Raw genomic sequence first — 17,097 nt, 5'->3', positions numbered from 1 at the left:
GCCATGGATGCACCACTGATCAACTGGAGCTTGCTTGCTCTCAATCCGCCGGGGTGGGGAGGCGTGCTTCTGCAGGGCTTCTGGCACACGCTGCAAATTGCCGTCGGCGGTTATTCGCTCGGTCTGTTGATCGGCATGTTTGGCGCGCTGGGCAAGCTCTATGGCGGCCCTATCATTCGCGATTTGCTGGAAGTCTACACGACCGTGGTGCGCGCCGTGCCGGAGCTGGTGCTGATCCTCATCCTGTATTACGCAGGCACCGATTTGCTCAACCAGATGCTCGCTGTGTTCGGCTATGGCAAAGTGGATATTAGTGGGCTCGCTGCTGGTATTTTTGTTATCGGGGTGGTGCAGGGCGCTTACTCGACGGAAGTGCTGCGCGGTGCCATCAAGGCGATTGCGCCCGGCCAGATCGAGGCAGCGCGCGCTTTCGGGATGCCTCCATCCAAGATGCTTCGACGCATCACGATACCGGCTATGCTGCCCTTTGCCATACCGGGCCTGGCCAATCTGTGGCTTATCTCAACCAAAGACACCGCGCTTCTGGCTGTCGTCGGGTTCAGCGAATTGACGCTGGTAACACGACAGGCGGCAGGCACGACCAAGCACTATCTGCTGTTCTTCTTGACAGCTGGCGTGCTTTACCTCGGGCTTACCCTGATTTCGAATGCCTTCATCGGCATGATTGAGCGGCGCTCGCGCCGTGGTTTTGCGCGGATTGACTGAGATGAGCACGTCTTCAGCCATATACGAAAACCGAACCTCCGCCAGAATCTGGCTTGAACCGCACCGCGTCGTGCTGATTGTCATCGCAATCGCGCTGTTTGCTTCGGCGGTGATTTTTGGCCGCTGGGACTGGCTGCCGCAATATCTGCCCCGTCTGGGGTCCGGCATTCTGGTCACCCTGTTCATGCTGTTTGGGTCGGCCATTCTCGGATTCATGCTGGCGCTCCCGCTTGGCTTGCTTCAGGTGACTGGCCCCTGGTGGTTGAGCTGGCCAGCCAAGGCGTTCTGTACTGTCATCCGGGGCACACCTCTGCTGTTGCAGCTCTGGCTGCTCTATTACGGCCTTGGTTCTCTGTTCCCGTCTATTCCCGGCATTCGCAGTTCCTTTATCTGGCCTTATCTGCGTGAAGCATGGCCCTATGGACTTGCTGCACTGACGATCTCATTTGCGGCTTATGAGGGCGAGGTCATGCGTGGTGCTTTCGCTGGCGTGCCGTCTGGCGAATTGCAGGCCGGGCGTGCTTTTGGCATGTCGCCCTGGAAAGTGTTTCGCCGCATCTGGCTGCCGCGTGCCATCCATCGCGCGTTGCCCACGCTGAACGGCGAAACGGTTCTGCAATTGAAGTCGACACCGCTCGTCGCAACGATCACCGTGGTCGATGTTTACGGCGTCGTCTCCCGTGTGCGGCAGGACACTTACCTGACCTATGAACCGCTTCTTCTGCTGGCATTGATCTACATGATACTGACCGCAGGCTTGGTCTGGGTCTTCCGGCGTCTTGAGAACCGAATTCCGACAAGAGGTGCTTGAATGCGCGATTTTTCGACTGCTATTCGCAACAACCTGCCCGAGCTGACGGCATTGCGACGTGACCTCCATGCTCATCCCGAACTTGGTCTTGAGGAAAAACGGACCTCGGAGATTGTGGCGCGGGAGCTTGAGGCTTTAGGGTACAAAGTCACACGCGGGCTTGCAAAAACCGGGGTGATTGGCACTTTGACGAACGGGTCGAGCCGAAAGTCGGTCGGCATTCGCGCTGATATCGATGCGCTGCCGATCCACGAGCAGACAGGTCTTCCCTATTCCAGCAAGTCGCCGGGGCTGATGCATGCCTGCGGGCATGATGGCCATACGACCATGTTGCTTGGCGCCGCCAAGGCCTTGGCCGAACGGCGCAATTTCGACGGTACCATTCATCTGATCTTTCAACCGGCTGAAGAGAATTTCGGCGGGGCCAAGATTATGATCGAAGAAGGATTGTTTGATCGCTTTCCTTGTGACGCTGTTTTTGCCCTTCACAATGATCCCGGCATCCCGCTTGGCAAGTTTGCCTTTCGCGATGGACCGATTATGGCTGCGGTCGATGAGGCGCTGATCAAAGTGAAAGGCTATGGTGGTCACGGATCGGAGCCGGAAAAGACCGCCGATCCCATAATGGCGGGCGCTTCCATCGTGATGGCGTTGCAGACTATCAAGTCGCGCAACGTGCCAGCGCTGGACCCGGCGGTTGTGACGGTCGCCGCCTTTCATGGCGGCTCGGCTAGCAACATCATTCCGTCGTCGGCGGAAATTGTCGTCGGTATCCGCACCTTTTCGCCCGTCATTCGCGATCAGATTGAAGAGCGGATCAAACGTGTTGCGGCCTATCAAGCAGAGAGCTTTGGGCTGACTGCGGAAGTCGATTATCTGCGGAGCTACGACGCGACGATCAATCATACCGCTGAAACGGATTTCGCGCGCAATCTGGCGCTGAAATCGTTTGGCGCGACGAATGTGATTGAGCTGGAGCGCCCGTTTATGGGCAGCGAGGACTTCGCCTATATGCTTGTCGAGCGGCCCGGCACCTATTTCTTTTTGGGTGGGGGCAAGGGAGAGAATGACTTCCAGCTCCACCATCCATCTTATGATTTCAATGATGATCTGATCCCCATCGGCGCGGCCTTCTGGACCGAGCTTGCTGAAGCCTATCTTAAACCCGAGTGAGCCCATGACCGCCGTTTATGAATTCAATTCTGCCATCGTCCGGACACCGGGACGATCCGTCATTAATGGTTTGCGCGCCGATGACCGGGGCAACCCGACCTATGAGGGCGTCAAGGAAGAACACGAAGCCTATGTGCAGGCCTTGCGGCAGGCAGGTGTGGAAGTAACCGTGCTTCCCCCAATGGAGGAATTTCCGGATTCGATCTTTGTCGAAGACCCGGCACTCGTGTTTCACGAAGGTGCTGTTCTGCTGCGTCCCGGTGCGCCTACGCGTGTCGGCGAGACGGCGGAAATCGAGCCGGTTCTGCGCTCTCTTTTTGAGAGGGTGGTGCTGCTTCCATCTCCGGGCTTTGCGGATGGTGGGGACGTTCTTGTCACACCGTCGGCGGTGATGATTGGCCTGTCAGCGCGTACAGACAAAAGCGGCGCCGAGGGGCTTCGTGCAGCACTTGCAACCCTCGGTCATGCTGCGGAGATTGTCGAAACACCGAAGGGCGTTTTGCATTTCAAGACTGACTGCTCGCTGCTTGATGAGGAGACCGTGCTTGCCACGCACAGGCTGGCGGGTTCGGGCTTTTTCAGAGGCTTGCGTGAAATCGTGACGCCGGAAGGTGAGGAGGCCGCCGCCAATGCACTGAGGGTCAACGATGTTGTCTTTGTCGGTGCTGATTATCCCCGTACAATCGATCTGCTTGATAAGAAGGGCTACGAGGTGGTTGCCCTGAAGACCGGGGAAATCGGTCGGATCGACGCGGGCCTATCGTGCATGTCGCTGAGATGGCGGCGATAGTCAGGACGCACTCCAGATGATAGATCGGCGCTGGTATCCAGCGCCGATTTTTATTGAATGATACGCGGACGGGCCTCAGCGATCCGGGTCTATCGATAAACGTCCATATTTTCTTCGGCTGGTGCGCCAAAACTGCGCGCATAGGAATGGCCGCTATAAACCGCAGCGGCGATGATCGATGGTGCATAACAGTCACCAATTGAGGTGACGGATTTTATACCAGCGTCCTGCCATTCATTTCGGCGCGCTTCCAGTGCAGCCGACAGGCTTTTGTCGGGATGACGGCTGGTTACAGGCACCAGTGTGCCACATGGAATTTCGGTTTCCCTGCCGGAATAAACACATGCGACGGACAGGTTGTCGGCGGTTTGTTTGGCGAGCTTGTGCAGCGGGATTATCGCGACGCCCAGTTCTATCAATCTCGTTTGAATCTTCGACTGTTCGAGTGTGTGTTCACTCCAGGGAGCCACAATCGGCGCTGGTGTTACCAATGTCGTATGAATGTCGCGGCTCACGGCCAACTCGGCCAGTACAGAGCCGAGATAGTAACGATCATCATCGAATATCACCAAAGGTCCGCGACAATCATCAAGGGATGTTTTGTCTTTGAGAATGGTGTCGACACTCAATGTGTGACCATCCAGTGTTTGCAGAGGTTGTCGGTGGGAACGGCCCACGGCATCCGTGCGCCAGTGCGCGCCGGTTGCCAGCACCACGTTTGCAATTCCGTAGGTTAGAATCTCATCGGCATCCAGATGGCTGTCGAGATACATCTCCACATTGGTCGCACGCTGCAATTGCGTCATCCGCCAATCGCGAACACGCGCCCAGCTTGCCAGACCGGGGAGGGCCGCTTCCTCCGTCACACGCCCGCCCCAACAGGTGTTTTTTTCAGCGATGATGACTTCTGCGCCGCGCTCGGCCATGGCGCGGGCAGCTTCCAGACCAGCGGGTCCACCACCCACCACCAGAACTTTCTCGGTGGTCTGTAATTTGCCGATTTTTTCAGGGTGCCAACCCTTGCGGGCTTCTTCGCCAATTGTCGGGTTTTGGGTGCAGCGCAATGGTGCAACGATGTTGTCGCTGGCGGTGCAGATATTGCAGCCGATGCATTCGCGAATGTCATCGGCGCGACCGCTCCGAATTTTCTCGGGCAGAAATGGGTCGGCAATCGATGGGCGTGCAGCGCCGATAAGATCGAGAACGCCGGAGCGGATGGCGTGTACCATCGTGTCCGGCGATGTATAACGACCGACACCAACGACCGGTTTGCTGGTGAGCGATTTCACAAAGGAGATATAAGGCTCCTGAAACCCCTCCTGTGAAAAGCGGGATGTCTGGCTGTCGTTGGACCAGCCGGACAGGTTCACATCCCAAAGATCCGGCTCGTCGGCGAGAGCGGCAATGACGTCCCGCCCTTCTCCATCGTGCTGGATGCCCTGATCACCCAGAAATTCCTCAACCGCAAAGCGCACGGCAATCGCGCATTTGTCACCGACAGCGTCGCGCGTATCCGCCAGCACTTCACGAAACAAACGCAATCGGTTCTCGAACGACCCGCCATATTCGTCCGTGCGGGTGTTGTAACGTTGCAGCAGAAAATGCTGCAGCAAGGTCATGTCATGGCCTGCATAGACATAGACAATATCGAAACCGGCCCGCTTGGCGCGCAGTGCTGCATCGCGATGCCACTTGCGAAACCGCGCAATGTCGGCCTTGTCCATCGCTCTCGCTTGAACCGGATCCTCCACATCGACAATCATGTCCATGGGGCCAAGAGGCGCCAGTCTGGTCAGACGGTTGGAGACATGGATGCCGTTATGCACGAGCTGGATTGCAGCGAGACTACCATGCTGATGAACAGCGTCGGTCAGCTTTTGAAGGCGGTCGGCATCCTTCTCGTCCCATATGCGCCCCTGATTGGAAGGCGTGATATCCGATGTTGGATGGATTTCGGTTTCCTGTGTGGAAACCACACCCCAACCGCCCTCTGCCTTCATCTCACGCAGCCGCAGGTCGTGCTCGGGATAACGATGTCCCATGCCGCTACAATGCGGAACCTGATAGAAGCGGTTCTTCGTCGTGACGGGGCCAATCTTGATCGGCTCGAACAGAATTTCGTGACGCTTGTCCATGGTCGCTCTGCTTGTCATTGTTCAGGATGTCATCCCTTGCGGGCGACTGCATGAAAAGTGGGTTTCCATCGCGCTTAACGCGCGATGGAACGCTTGAAGCGAGCTTCGAGTTTGGCCTGTCCATATTCCAGAACTATGGACAGTGCCCAATAGATCATCGAAGCGGTGATGAGCATTTCGATATGTCGGAACTCGGTCTGACCCTGCGTACGGGCAAGATACATGAGTTCCCAAACGCCGATGACGGAGACCAGCGACGAGTCCTTGAGCATCGCGATGAACTGGTTGCCGGTTGGCGGAATGATGATGCGCATTGCCTGCGGAAGAATGACCAGCCACATGGTCTGCGAAGGGCCGAGGCCGAGCGCGAATGCGCCTTCCTGTTGCCCACGTGGAATGCTCTCGATGCCCGCACGGAAGATCTCGGTCATATAGGCGCCGTAGCATAAGGACAGCGCCAGAATGCCGGCAGGGATAGGTCCGATGACATAGCCCACCTGCGGCAGTCCAAGGTAGATAATGTAGATCTGCATCAGCAACGGCAGGCCGCGGAAGAGCGAGGTGTAGAACGTCGCCAGACCATAGACGAGGCCATTCTTTGAAAGTTTGGCCACCGCACCAATCAACGCCAGAATGGTTGCGAAGAATATCGAGGCAGCGGAAATATAAAGCGTCGTGACGACACCCTGGCTGATCAGAAATCCGATCTTTCTTGCGATGAATTCAAATGAGAGATCGAAAGAATAGAAGAAGATCATCAGCAGCAGGAACAGTTCCAGCCATATTGCCGTGATCTGTGCCCAGCGTGGGAAAAGTCTCAGGAAACTCCAATTGGCGAAGATGATAGCGCTAAGCAGTATCGAGGAGATCAGCGTCGCTTTGGTGAAATCGGCTTTCGCGACTTTGGGGTCGATACCAAGCCAGTTTGTTATGCCGGAGAACCGGATATTCATAAAACAGAAGAGTGCCGTCAGGATAACAAAAAAAGCTATCTGGACAGTGCGTTTGGCGGCCTCGGGCCGCGTCAGAAAAAACCTCCCGAGCATGTTCTCTCCCCTGTCAGCTTGCTTTTCGCTCCGCAAGCCAATCCTGCATCTGCAATTTCCAATAGGTTAGCTGGGCGGCAGCAAGACCTGCAGCGCCTCCGGCCCAGACCAGCCCGAATTTTTCGAAGAGCTTGTAGCGGTCACTTTGTCCGCAAATGGCTTCGGCGACGACTTTACCGCCGATGGCGGTTGTGTTCAGCCCATGGCCACCGAAGGCGGTGCAGTACCATGTGGCGCGGTCCAACTGACCGATCTGCGGCATCAGGTGTCTGGCGTAGGACATCAGGCCCGACCATGCCAACTCCGTCTTCAGTGAAGCAAGTTGAGGATAAGTCCCCACCATTTCATTGCGCAACTCGCGCACCACGCCGGGTGTGTCGGCTGCTCGTGTCGTGATGCGTCCACCCCATAAAAGTCTGCGACCACCGTCGATCACGCGGTAGTAGTCGCCAGCACGACGATTATCACCAATTGCGGACGTGGTTCGGATGGCCGATGCGATCAGTTCGGGTGCTTCTTCACTCACCATCACATAGGTCGCAATTGGCAGATAGGCCCGCCTGATCTGACCCACCAGGCCGTCCGTATAACCACCGGTGGTGATCAGCACTGCGCCTGCCTTGACTTGTCCCTGATTTGTTTTGACCAGCTTGCCGTCCTTGTGGTCGAGCAACTGGACTACGCGGCTATGCTCGAAAATCCGCCCGCCGAGCCGCTCGATCTCGCGTCCGAGCGCCCGTAGATAGTTCAGCGGATGGATATGAAACGCATTGGGATCGTAGACCGATTGGAAATAGCGCTTGGACTTCAGAATATTGCGCGTTTCAGCCGTTGCGTGAAAATCTATTCTGTAGCCATAATCGCGCTGAAGCGCCTCGGCATAATGTTTCAGACTCTCACCGTCGTCATACCGGCGTACGTTCAGAATGCCAGGAATGAGTTGTGCTTCTTCAATCTTCAGCGTGTCGATGTTCTGTCGAACGAATTCGACACCTTCAATCGATAATTGATGCAGTGTCTTGGCAACAGACCTGCCAGCCCGGGCAGCAATTTCATCGCCGCCTGAGGCAAAGCCGGGGCTGACAAACCCGCCATTGCGCCCGGATGCACCGAAACCGATGCTCTCAGCTTCCAGGACAACGACTTTCTTGCCCGCTCGCGACATCTGCAATGCGGCCGACAAGCCTGCAAGTCCGCCGCCAATCACTGCGACATCTGCTGTTGTTTCGCGTTCAAGCGTTGGACGCGCGAAATCGTCCGCCTTTGTTTGGCTGTAATAAGTGGCCGGATAAGTCATCGCAACACCAGGAAAAGCATATCGGATGAGCCACCTTCACGATGGCTCATTTCGATATTGATCTAAGGATAATGTCAGTCGGCGCTGTAGTCTTTGCCGTACCACTTTGCAGTGAGTGTAGCCAAAGTGCCGTCAGACTTCATCTGCTGGATGATTTCGCCAATCTTGGCGGTCCATTCCGGATCGTTCTTTTCCGCGATGACCACGAGCGGTTCACGGAAGGCATATTCGCCCTCAAGAATCTTCACCGGATAGCCGTTCTTGATGGCGTTCTGCGCGGTCTGTTCCGGCGCGATGATCGCATCGATGCGAACGCCGTCACCCAGTCTCAGATCGTCGAATGGCAGCATGGAATCCGCGAAGGTGCGAATTTCACCGGGTTCCAGCTTGTACTCGATCGGGGGAAGGCCGGGCGCGTCGATTTCCAACTGCCGACGCGCGAAATCTTCCGACGTCGTTGCCGTTTCTACGCCAATGACTTTGCCTTTGAGATCGGCGACCGATTTCGCCTCGCTATCCTTGTGCACGACATAGACATAGGGGCTGTAATAGTAGACCCCGGCAAAATCGATGACCTTGGCGCGCGCCTTGGTCGGGGTCACCGACCCAACGCCAACGTCGTAACGGCCCTGCCAGCGCCCACCGGTCAATGTCGCCCAGTCCGGCGTCTCGAAGGAAACGGTGACGCCAAGACGTTTGCCAATCTCGTTGGCCACATCCACGTCGAAGCCCACGAGCTTGTTGGAATCATCCAGAAAGCTTTGGGGTGGCCAGCCTGCATTGGTTGCGACGACCATGGCCTTTTTTTCCATGACGCGATCCAGCGTTTCGCCTGCAAAAGCAGAGAAACCAGTCGCCAGAATGGCGCCTGCGACACCCATTATCGTTATGATTTTTTTCATTTTATCGAACCCCTCCTCAGGTCTGATGCATGAGCATTGCATAAACCTGGAAGCAACGGCTAGGCGGCCCGGATAAGTAGCTTATGAAATTAGCGTATGATGATATGCAATTTTTGCAGGATATAAGGTCAGCCGAATGTGGCGCCGGGGCCGCCCGAATGAGAAGCCCCGCGATGGCGCATGAAATCGGCTGATCGCTCGTGGCGTAAATTATTGATTTCGCACAGCCATTGCAGTGACTTCGACCCGCATTTCCGGGGTGGCGAGGCCTGCAACGCCCACGGCGCAACGAACCGGAAACGGCTTTTTGAAAAAGCGCAGATAGACTTCGTTAAAAGCCGGGCGTTCATTGATGTCGGTCAGGTAGATCGTCAGGTGAAAAACATTTGCCAGACTGCTCCCCGCCTTTTCGAGCGATGCTTTGAGACTATTCAGCGTGCATTCGCTCTGAGCGGTTATGTCGCCGGTTTCCATGGAACCATCTGCCCGGATGGGAACATGGGTGGTCACTAGGAAATTGCCGATGCCTGCAACATCAGAAGAGATTTCGCTTTCGTCCGTATCCTCCAGAAAATAGGGCGTTGCGTTGTTTGTCATGGTCATTCTCCAAGAGGTTAGGTGTTTGTGAAAAGCGTGAAGCGGTTTTCCGATAAGTTGTGCGCTAAAACAAGCAGCCAGATCATTTCCGTCGATTGAGTGAGCCTGATGGTCTTGAGGTAGCAACAATGTGTGCTCGCCGGGACGGGCAACCTATTGCGATGGTGGTCGAGCGGGTCTAAGAAACACGTCGGAGGCGAGGAGGCTTCCCTCAACGATGACCGGTTCCGGTCTGAAGGCAATCCATGACAGAAAAACATTCTCATCGCGGGCTTGTTGTTGCCGCGATTATGGCAAGCATGGCCATGATCGCCGTCGAGGCAACGATTGTGTCAACCGCAATGCCACAGATCGCGGCGCAGCTGGGTCAGCTCAATCTCTATTCCTGGGTTTTCTCCTCATTTCTTTTGACCCAGACAGCAACGACCGTCGTGTTTGGCAAGCTAGCCGACATCTACGGGCGCAAACCGGTTCTTGTTTTTGGTATTGCGCTGTTCCTGACGGCTTCTGTACTGGCCGGTTTCGCATGGTCGATGCCGTCGATGATTGTTTTCCGGCTATTGCAGGGCATTGGGGCAGGGGCGATCCAGCCTGCGGCCATGACCGTGGTGGCCGATCTTTTCCCTGGAGCACAGCGCAGCAAGGTTCAGGGATATCTTGCCAGTGTCTGGGCACTGTCAGCCGTTGTCGGTCCGCTGCTTGGCAGCCTGATTATTCACAATCTGAGTTGGGCCTGGGTGTTCTGGATCAATGTGCCGGTCGGTATTCTGGCGGCATCGGGCTTTCTTCTCTTCCTGCATGAAGAGAAGCGGACAAAGCCGGTATCGATCGATGTGCTCGGCGCAGCACTTTTTGCCGTCTCCATTTCCTCCCTGATGATTGCGCTCACCCTGATGGAGAGTGCAGTTTCGCTCGAAGGAATTCTGGCGTTCATTCTCTTTGCTCTTTCACTGATTGCGTTCATCTGGCAGGAACGTCGCGCAAAGGAGCCCATGGTCGCACCAGACCTGTGGCTGAAACGTCCTATCGCTTTCTCCAATCTGGCGGTTTTTCTGGCCAGCATGTCGATCATGGGGTTGACGACATTCCTGCCGATGTATGTGCAGACAGTTCTCGACCGTTCTCCTGTGGTCGCGGGCTTCGCCTTGACCATGTTGCTGCTGGGCTGGCCGTGCGGGGCCACGATTGCATCGCGGCAGTTTACGCGGTTCGGATTGCGCCCGATCATGATCGCCGGAAGCATCTGCATTCCGATTGGCACCTCTCTGCTTGTCATGCTGAGCCCGTCAAGTTCCGCCACACTGGCCGGAACCGGTTCTCTGATCATGGGGTTTGGCATGGGGCTGCTCAATATCGGGGCGCTCATCCTGACACAGGATAGCGTGAGTTGGTCGGAGCGCGGCAGCGCCACGGCATCGAACGTCTTCTCGCGCAATTTAGGCAGCACGCTCGGAGCAGCCATTCTCGGTGCGGTGCTGACCTATGGCCTTGCCAACGCCAATCATGGCGAAGCGATTACGTCAGACCAACTTCGGGACCTGTTGAATGGCGCGGAGATGTTGATTGACCAGCAGGAGCTTCGGCTGGCGCTTCAACATGCGCTGCACGCAACATTTGTAGCAATGATGCTTATCGCGGTGCTGATCGTGCCGGCTTGCCTCTGTGTGCCCGGAGTGAAGAAGACCTACGAAGAAAACGTGGTGACTTGAATGTCTCCGAATATCTGCAAGCCATGGACTCAGCCGACCTGAAATCAACGGTCGGCTGAAATCGTGACCTTGTGGTAACCGCTTTGGTGAGCAATAGCTCTTCGCAGATGGAAGGCGTCTGAAAAAGCAAAAATCCCGGACAAAGCCAGGATTTTGTTGCCTGTACTTAACGGAAAACTGGAGCGGGCGAAGGGATTCGAACCCTCGACCCCAACCTTGGCAAGGTTGTGCTCTACCCCTGAGCTACACCCGCTCGCGCCAGTCGTTTCCGTCAGGCAGGCGCTATATGAACTAACACCCCGGAGATTGCAACAGGGAAATTACAGGAAAATGCCGTTTCAGCGAATTTAACTGCCGGTTAAATTGTAACTATTTGTAAATGTTGCATTTTTCAGATTATGCGCCGTATTCTCGACTGTGGTTCTTCGTTAAAACAAGGAAAACGCGCTTCCACGGATAACGGAATCGGCTGTCGGAGGTGTGAGTCAGCGCAGTTGCGTTTCGCGCGAACATTCCAATTTGCTTTGCATGGTTTCTAAGCATGTATCCATGGTCTATAAGCGCTGTTGCAAGTCGCCGAAGCGTGAGGAGCGTGACGACATGCGCAATATTTTCAATGCCGAACAGAATGGGTGGAATCATGCCTTTGTCGCCGAGCGAGCTTCACGACTATCTTCAGAAACTCGGTATCGAAGTAAAAACTGTCGAACATCCTCCCTTGTTCACAGTCTCGGATTCCCAAAGCCTGCGTGGTGAAATTCCGGGTGGCCATACGAAAAATCTCTTCCTGAAAGACAAGAAAGACAATTTCTTTCTCGTGACAGTCGAAGAGGATGCGGTGGTCGATCTGAAGTCGATTCATCAACTGCTAGGCGCTGCAAGCCGTGTTTCGTTTGGCAAGCCGGAAAAGCTGATGGAATATCTGGGTGTGTTTCCGGGCGCAGTCACCGTGTTTGGCGCGGTCAACGATACTGCACACAATGTGCAGGTCGTTCTTGATGCCGATTTGATGAAGTATGACGTCATCAACGGCCATCCATTGACCAATGAAGCCACGACTTCCATCAAGCGCGAAGACCTTGTCGCTTTCCTCAAGTCCACCGGCCATGAACCGCGTGTTCTGGCCGTTTCCGAAGGTGCGAAAGCAGACACTTCGGTATAAACTGATTTTCAAAACGGGCGGCTTTCTTGCACATAGCAATTGGCGATTGAAGTGGAAGGCCGGAGCGCTAAGTTACAGCGCAACTTGCTGAAATGACCGTCTTGAAATTGGCTTTCGAAGATACGAACTGAAAGAACGACACCGGCTTATATGCGGAGCATCGCATCGGTCGGAAAATACGAAGGAATTTCCTATGAGTAGCCAGAACAATCCTTATGCCGGTGCAGGTGGCCAGATGACGGCAAATGTCTCTTTCGGTTCGGCGCCGACCGCTACTGGAGGCGCGGAGCTCGTCAAGGATACGACGACGGCAAGTTTTCAGGCGGACGTCATTACCGAATCCCGCAATCAGCCGGTGCTGGTGGATTTCTGGGCGCCGTGGTGCGGACCTTGTAAGCAGCTCACACCGATCATTGAAAAGGCCGTGCGGGACGCTGGTGGCGCTGTCAAACTGGTCAAGATGAATATCGATGATCATCCTGCCATCGCTGGTCAGCTCGGGATTCAATCCATTCCGGCGGTCATTGCTTTCGTCAACGGTCAGCCGGTCGATGGTTTCATGGGGGCTGTGCCGGAATCGAAGGTGAAGGAATTCATCGCCAAGATCGGCGGACCGAGCGACGCGGAAGCGGCGCTTGCCGAAGCCGTCACTGCCGCAAATGAACTGGTCGAAGCTGGTGATTTCGTTCAGGCATCGGAGATTTTCTCGTCCATTCTTCATGCCGTCCCGGATAATGTCGATGCGATTGTCGGTCTTGCGACCTGCCTTCTGGAATCCGGCGATGCGGAAAAGGCGCGCGAACTTCTCGCCCAGCTTCCCGCTGACAAGCAGAATGCACCTGCCGTTCGGGCATTGGAAGCGCGTCTTGCATTGGCTGATCAGGTCAAGCTCATTGGTGATCCGATTGCGCTTGAAAAGCGAATTCAGGCTGATCCGAAGGATTATCAGGCCCGGTTTGACCTTGCTCAGGTGCGTAATGCACAGGGGCGGCGTGTAGATGCGGCCAATGAGCTGCTTTTCATCATGAAGTCTGATCGCGAGTGGAACGAAGACGGCGCACGCAAGCAGCTTCTTCAGTTTTTCGAAGCATGGGGCAATGCCGATCCGGCGACGCTCGGTGCGCGGCGCAAACTGTCGTCGCTTCTGTTTTCCTGATCGCGAGCGGTCGGGATTCCAACTGTTAGGGCGCATGTTTGGTGCGTCCTAAAGGGAGGTTGCAATGCAGGTGGGCAATGCCCGTTACAGAACGGGTGCTGATATACCCGAGACCGTGCCGGTTTTCCCGTTGAAGGGGGCGCTGCTTCTGCCCGGTGGCCAGCTTCCGCTCAATATTTTTGAGCCGCGCTATCTGGCGATGGTCGAGAATGCCTTGGCGGGTAAACGCATCATCGGCATGATCCAGCCGAAAATCGACGGCGATGATGACGAAACAATCAATGAGCTGGATGAAAGCCTTCGCCCGCAATTGAGCAGTGTCGGCTGTCTTGGCCGCATCACAACCTTTGCCGAAACGGGCGACGGTCGCCTGCTGATTACCCTGCAGGGCATCTGTCGGTTTCGCGTGCGGGAAGAAGTCAATTGCCGTCAGCCTTACCGGCAATGCCGGATCATGCCGTTTCTGGCTGATCTGGAAGAGGCGCGGGATTCGTCGGAAATTGACCGGGACGCTTTGCTGGGGGCTTTCCGCGATTATCTGGAAGCGCACAATCTGGAAGCGGACTGGGATAGTATCACGCGGGCAAACAATGAAACCCTCGTCAATGCGCTCTCCATCATGTCGCCTTTCGGTCCGGCAGAAAAACAGGCCCTTCTGGAGGCCCCCGATTTGAAGACGCGTGCAGCAACTTTGATTGCCATTACCGAAATGGTATTGGCCAGAGTAAAGGACGACGATTTCGGATCGCGGCTGCAATAGATCTCAGGAATAAGCCAATGGACGACAAGACGGAAACCGGAAATATCGATGTTCGACTGCTGGAACTCCTCGTATGCCCGCTTACAAAGGGGCCCTTGGAGTATGATGCGGAACATGCCGAACTGATCTCGCGCAAGGCGAAGCTTGCCTATCCCGTCCGGGGCGGAATACCTATCATGCTGCCGTCCGAAGCACGCAGTTTGACAGAGTAAATGCAGGTCGATTTACAGGTGACTGGCGGCCTGAAGCGCTGAACAGCACGCGCTCTATCGGCTGTTATATAATTTCTGCACAAGCCCCTATCTTTTTCATAAGTTTCAGCCACGCGCATTATTGCTTGTCGGACAACAGGGCTCTATAACCCTCGCGGAACTTGATAAAGATGGTATCGGACGGCTATATGCTCTTCGCTGCTGTCATGGATTTGAACGCAGTATTTCTGGCAAAACGGGTCATTGTTTTCCGGAATATGCGAAACAAAACAGAGGCTTGGCATTATGGCATCCAGAAAACTCCTTCTCCTGCCCGGCGACGGCATCGGCCCAGAGGCGATGGCGGAAGTCCGCAAGATCATCGCTTTCCTCAACTCGGGCCTCAATCTCGGCTTTGAAACCGAAGAAGGTCTGGTTGGCGGCTGTGCTTACGACGCGCACGGTCAGGCGATTTCGGATGCTGATATGGAGAAGGCGCTGGCTGCCGATGCCACGCTGTTCGGCGCTGTCGGCGGTCCGAAGTGGGATGATGTGCCTTATGAAGTGCGTCCGGAAGCCGGTCTTCTGCGTCTGCGCAAGGACATGCAGCTCTATGCAAATCTGCGTCCGGCCATCTGCTACCCGGCTCTGGCCCATTCTTCTTCGCTGAAGCCGGAAGTGATCGAGGGTCTCGACATCCTCATCCTGCGCGAGCTGACCGGCGGCGTTTACTTCGGCGAGCCGAAGGAAATCATCGACCTCGGCAATGGCCAGAAGCGCGGTATCGATACGCAGGTCTATGACACCTACGAAATCGAGCGCATCGCCGATGTTGCCTTCGAGTTGGCGCGCACGCGCCGCAACAAGGTCACTTCGATGGAAAAGCGCAATGTGATGAAGTCGGGCGTCCTGTGGAATCAGGTCGTCACCGCTCGCCACAAGGACAAGCACGCCGATGTGGAACTGGAGCATATGCTGGCCGACGCTGGCGGCATGCAGCTCGTGCGCTGGCCGAAGCAGTTCGACGTTATCGTGACGGACAATCTGTTCGGCGACATGCTGTCGGACGTTGCTGCAATGCTGACCGGCTCGCTCGGCATGCTGCCGTCCGCTTCGCTCGGGGCTGTCGATTCCAAAACCGGCAAGCGCAAGGCGCTTTATGAGCCCGTCCACGGTTCTGCACCGGATATCGCTGGCAAGGGCGTTGCCAATCCGATTGCAATGATCGCTTCGCTTGCCATGTGCCTGCGTTATTCGTTCAACCTCGTCGATGAAGCCGACCGTCTGGAAGCCGCGATTGCGCAGGTTCTCGATGATGGTCTGCGCACCGCCGACATCTGGTCGGAAGGCAAGACCAAGGTTGGCACTGTCGCAATGGGCGATGCCATCCTCGACAAGTTTTCGAAGCTTTCCGCTGAATAAGCGCGACGAGATCGCTTGATGAAAGCCCGCCTTGCACTTTGCATGGCGGGCTTTTCTTTTTTGAATAAGCGCCCGATTTGAGGCTGTAAATTCCTGCTCTGCTGCATAAGAATAGCTGCATGTTGTTCACGCTCCCAGATCAAAACAAACTCTACGACGCACTTGTCGCCCGCGATGCCGCTTATGAGGGCAGGGCCTATGTCGGTGTTGTCTCAACCGGAATTTTCTGCCGCCTGACTTGTCCGGCGCGGAAACCGAAACAGGAAAACTGCCGCTTTTTCGCATCGGTTGCCGAATGCATGGCCGATGGTTTTCGGCCCTGCAAAAGATGTCATCCGTTACAACCCGCTGCCGAGGCGGAGCCTTCCGTCAAGAAGCTTCTCGATGCGCTTGAAGCCGATCCGGAACGACGCTGGAGTGAAGAGGATGTTGCCCGAATGGGGCTTGATCTCTCGACCGTCCGTCGCAGTTTCCGCCGTCATTTCGGAATGACATTTCTGGAAATGGCGCGGCAGGAACGCTTGCGGCACGGGTTCCAGGCGCTTGCCGATGGCGGGCGCGTCATCGACGCCCAGATTGATGCGGGTTTTGAATCCCCGGAAGCTTTTCGGAGTGCCTTCGCACGTATTCTCGGGCTTCCACCCGGAAAATTGCGGGGTGATGGTTTGCTGCGCGCTGACTGGATCAAGTCACCGCTTGGTACGATGATCGCGATCTGTGATGCGCGAAGCCTGCACCTTCTGGAGTTTGCTGATCGCAAGGCGCTGTCAGCGGAACTGAAGAAGCTCTATACTACCTGTCGCGGTGATCTGGGGATCGGTCGTTTCAGCACCCATGACCTCGTCGAGCAGCAGTTGAATGCCTTCTTCGACGGCAATTCTCCGACGTTCGATTTGCCGCTGGTGCTGCATGGCAGTGCTTTTACGCAAGGGGTCTGGCGGGAACTTCAGAACATTCGGGCCGGAGAGACGCGGAGTTACAGTGAACTGGCGCAGGCCATGGAAAAGCCGCTTGCCGTGCGTGCGGTCGCCCGGGCCAATGGGGCGAACCAGATTGCCATCGTCATTCCATGCCATCGTGTGATTGGCGCGGACGGATCGCTGACCGGTTATGGCGGCGGTCTCTGGCGGAAGCAGAAGCTGATCGAGATCGAAGCGCAATATCGCAGATAGATCATCAGACGAACATGAAAACGCCGCCCGATGGGCGGCGTTTTCTCG

The 17,097-nt window shown here is 55.8% G+C and carries 16 protein-coding genes and 1 tRNA gene; 11 read left to right on the top strand and 6 right to left on the bottom strand.

What is annotated here, in order from left to right; translation table 11 throughout:
* The first annotated feature begins 3 nt into the window (after positions 1-3).
* From AAE521_RS11600 to AAE521_RS11585, 4 genes are read left to right on the top strand one after another with little or no spacing between them, the layout of a single operon-like run.
* Positions 4-726: an ABC transporter permease gene (locus tag AAE521_RS11600; protein WP_151653305.1), complete on the top strand. Its 723-nt coding sequence runs from the start codon at positions 4-6 to the stop codon at positions 724-726.
* Position 727: 1 nt separating this feature from the next.
* Positions 728-1,537 (top strand): ABC transporter permease, encoded by an 810-nt coding sequence (locus AAE521_RS11595; protein ID WP_280992566.1) that lies wholly within the window; start codon positions 728-730, stop codon positions 1,535-1,537.
* Positions 1,538-2,710, top strand: coding sequence for a M20 aminoacylase family protein (locus tag AAE521_RS11590; protein ID WP_342061377.1), 1,173 nt, complete (start codon positions 1,538-1,540; stop codon positions 2,708-2,710). It begins immediately after the preceding gene.
* Between the two features lie 4 nt (positions 2,711-2,714).
* Positions 2,715-3,500: a dimethylarginine dimethylaminohydrolase family protein gene (locus AAE521_RS11585; protein WP_342061376.1), complete on the top strand. Its 786-nt coding sequence runs from the start codon at positions 2,715-2,717 to the stop codon at positions 3,498-3,500.
* Between the two features lie 89 nt (positions 3,501-3,589).
* Here the strand turns inward: AAE521_RS11585 and AAE521_RS11580 are convergent, their stop codons facing one another.
* The 5 genes from AAE521_RS11580 to AAE521_RS11560 form a co-directional block, all read right to left on the bottom strand.
* Entirely contained in the window at positions 3,590-5,635 is a 2,046-nt protein-coding gene (locus AAE521_RS11580) for an oxidoreductase (RefSeq protein WP_342061375.1), read from the bottom strand.
* Positions 5,636-5,709: 74 nt separating this feature from the next.
* Positions 5,710-6,681: an amino acid ABC transporter permease gene (locus AAE521_RS11575; protein ID WP_342061374.1), complete on the bottom strand. Its 972-nt coding sequence runs from the start codon at positions 6,679-6,681 to the stop codon at positions 5,710-5,712.
* 13 nt (positions 6,682-6,694) lie between these two features.
* Complete coding sequence (locus AAE521_RS11570; protein WP_342061373.1) at positions 6,695-7,978, bottom strand: NAD(P)/FAD-dependent oxidoreductase; 1,284 nt, start codon at positions 7,976-7,978, stop codon at positions 6,695-6,697.
* Positions 7,979-8,052: 74 nt separating this feature from the next.
* The gene (locus tag AAE521_RS11565) at positions 8,053-8,880 is read right to left on the bottom strand and encodes a transporter substrate-binding domain-containing protein (protein ID WP_061347723.1); all 828 of its coding nucleotides are present in this window, start codon (positions 8,878-8,880) and stop codon (positions 8,053-8,055) included.
* A 210-nt stretch (positions 8,881-9,090) separates the two neighbouring features.
* On the bottom strand, positions 9,091-9,477 hold the full coding sequence (locus tag AAE521_RS11560) for a RidA family protein (protein ID WP_342061372.1): 387 nt from the start codon (positions 9,475-9,477) through the stop codon (positions 9,091-9,093).
* Positions 9,478-9,722: 245 nt separating this feature from the next.
* Between AAE521_RS11560 and AAE521_RS11555 the strand changes: the two genes are divergently transcribed.
* Positions 9,723-11,186: an MDR family MFS transporter gene (locus AAE521_RS11555; protein ID WP_151678233.1), complete on the top strand. Its 1,464-nt coding sequence runs from the start codon at positions 9,723-9,725 to the stop codon at positions 11,184-11,186.
* A gap of 178 nt (positions 11,187-11,364) precedes the next feature.
* On the opposite strand, the gene AAE521_RS11550 is transcribed toward AAE521_RS11555, so the two are convergent.
* Positions 11,365-11,439 (bottom strand) — tRNA-Gly (locus AAE521_RS11550).
* Between the two features lie 387 nt (positions 11,440-11,826).
* Between AAE521_RS11550 and AAE521_RS11545 the strand changes: the two genes are divergently transcribed.
* The 6 genes from AAE521_RS11545 (at position 11,827) to AAE521_RS11520 (ending at position 17,049) form a co-directional block, all read left to right on the top strand.
* Entirely contained in the window at positions 11,827-12,348 is a 522-nt protein-coding gene (locus tag AAE521_RS11545; protein WP_151558086.1) for a prolyl-tRNA synthetase associated domain-containing protein, read from the top strand.
* 193 nt (positions 12,349-12,541) lie between these two features.
* Positions 12,542-13,504, top strand: a complete 963-nt coding sequence (gene trxA / locus AAE521_RS11540) for a thioredoxin (protein ID WP_342061371.1) — start codon at positions 12,542-12,544, stop codon at positions 13,502-13,504.
* Positions 13,505-13,568: 64 nt separating this feature from the next.
* On the top strand, positions 13,569-14,264 hold the full coding sequence (locus AAE521_RS11535; RefSeq protein WP_151558082.1) for an LON peptidase substrate-binding domain-containing protein: 696 nt from the start codon (positions 13,569-13,571) through the stop codon (positions 14,262-14,264).
* A 17-nt stretch (positions 14,265-14,281) separates the two neighbouring features.
* Positions 14,282-14,476 (top strand): Trm112 family protein, encoded by a 195-nt coding sequence (locus AAE521_RS11530; RefSeq protein WP_061347729.1) that lies wholly within the window; start codon positions 14,282-14,284, stop codon positions 14,474-14,476.
* Positions 14,477-14,761: 285 nt separating this feature from the next.
* On the top strand, positions 14,762-15,877 hold the full coding sequence (gene leuB / locus AAE521_RS11525; RefSeq protein ID WP_151558078.1) for a 3-isopropylmalate dehydrogenase: 1,116 nt from the start codon (positions 14,762-14,764) through the stop codon (positions 15,875-15,877).
* 119 nt (positions 15,878-15,996) lie between these two features.
* The gene (locus AAE521_RS11520; RefSeq protein ID WP_151558076.1) at positions 15,997-17,049 is read left to right on the top strand and encodes a bifunctional transcriptional activator/DNA repair enzyme AdaA; all 1,053 of its coding nucleotides are present in this window, start codon (positions 15,997-15,999) and stop codon (positions 17,047-17,049) included.
* The last annotated feature ends 48 nt before the right edge of the window (positions 17,050-17,097 follow it).

Source organism: Brucella cytisi, assembly GCF_038433355.1.
GTDB lineage: Bacteria > Pseudomonadota > Alphaproteobacteria > Rhizobiales > Rhizobiaceae > Brucella > Brucella cytisi.
The sequence above is the reverse complement of the archived record's forward strand: the minus strand, read 5'-3'. Positions and strand labels throughout refer to the sequence as shown.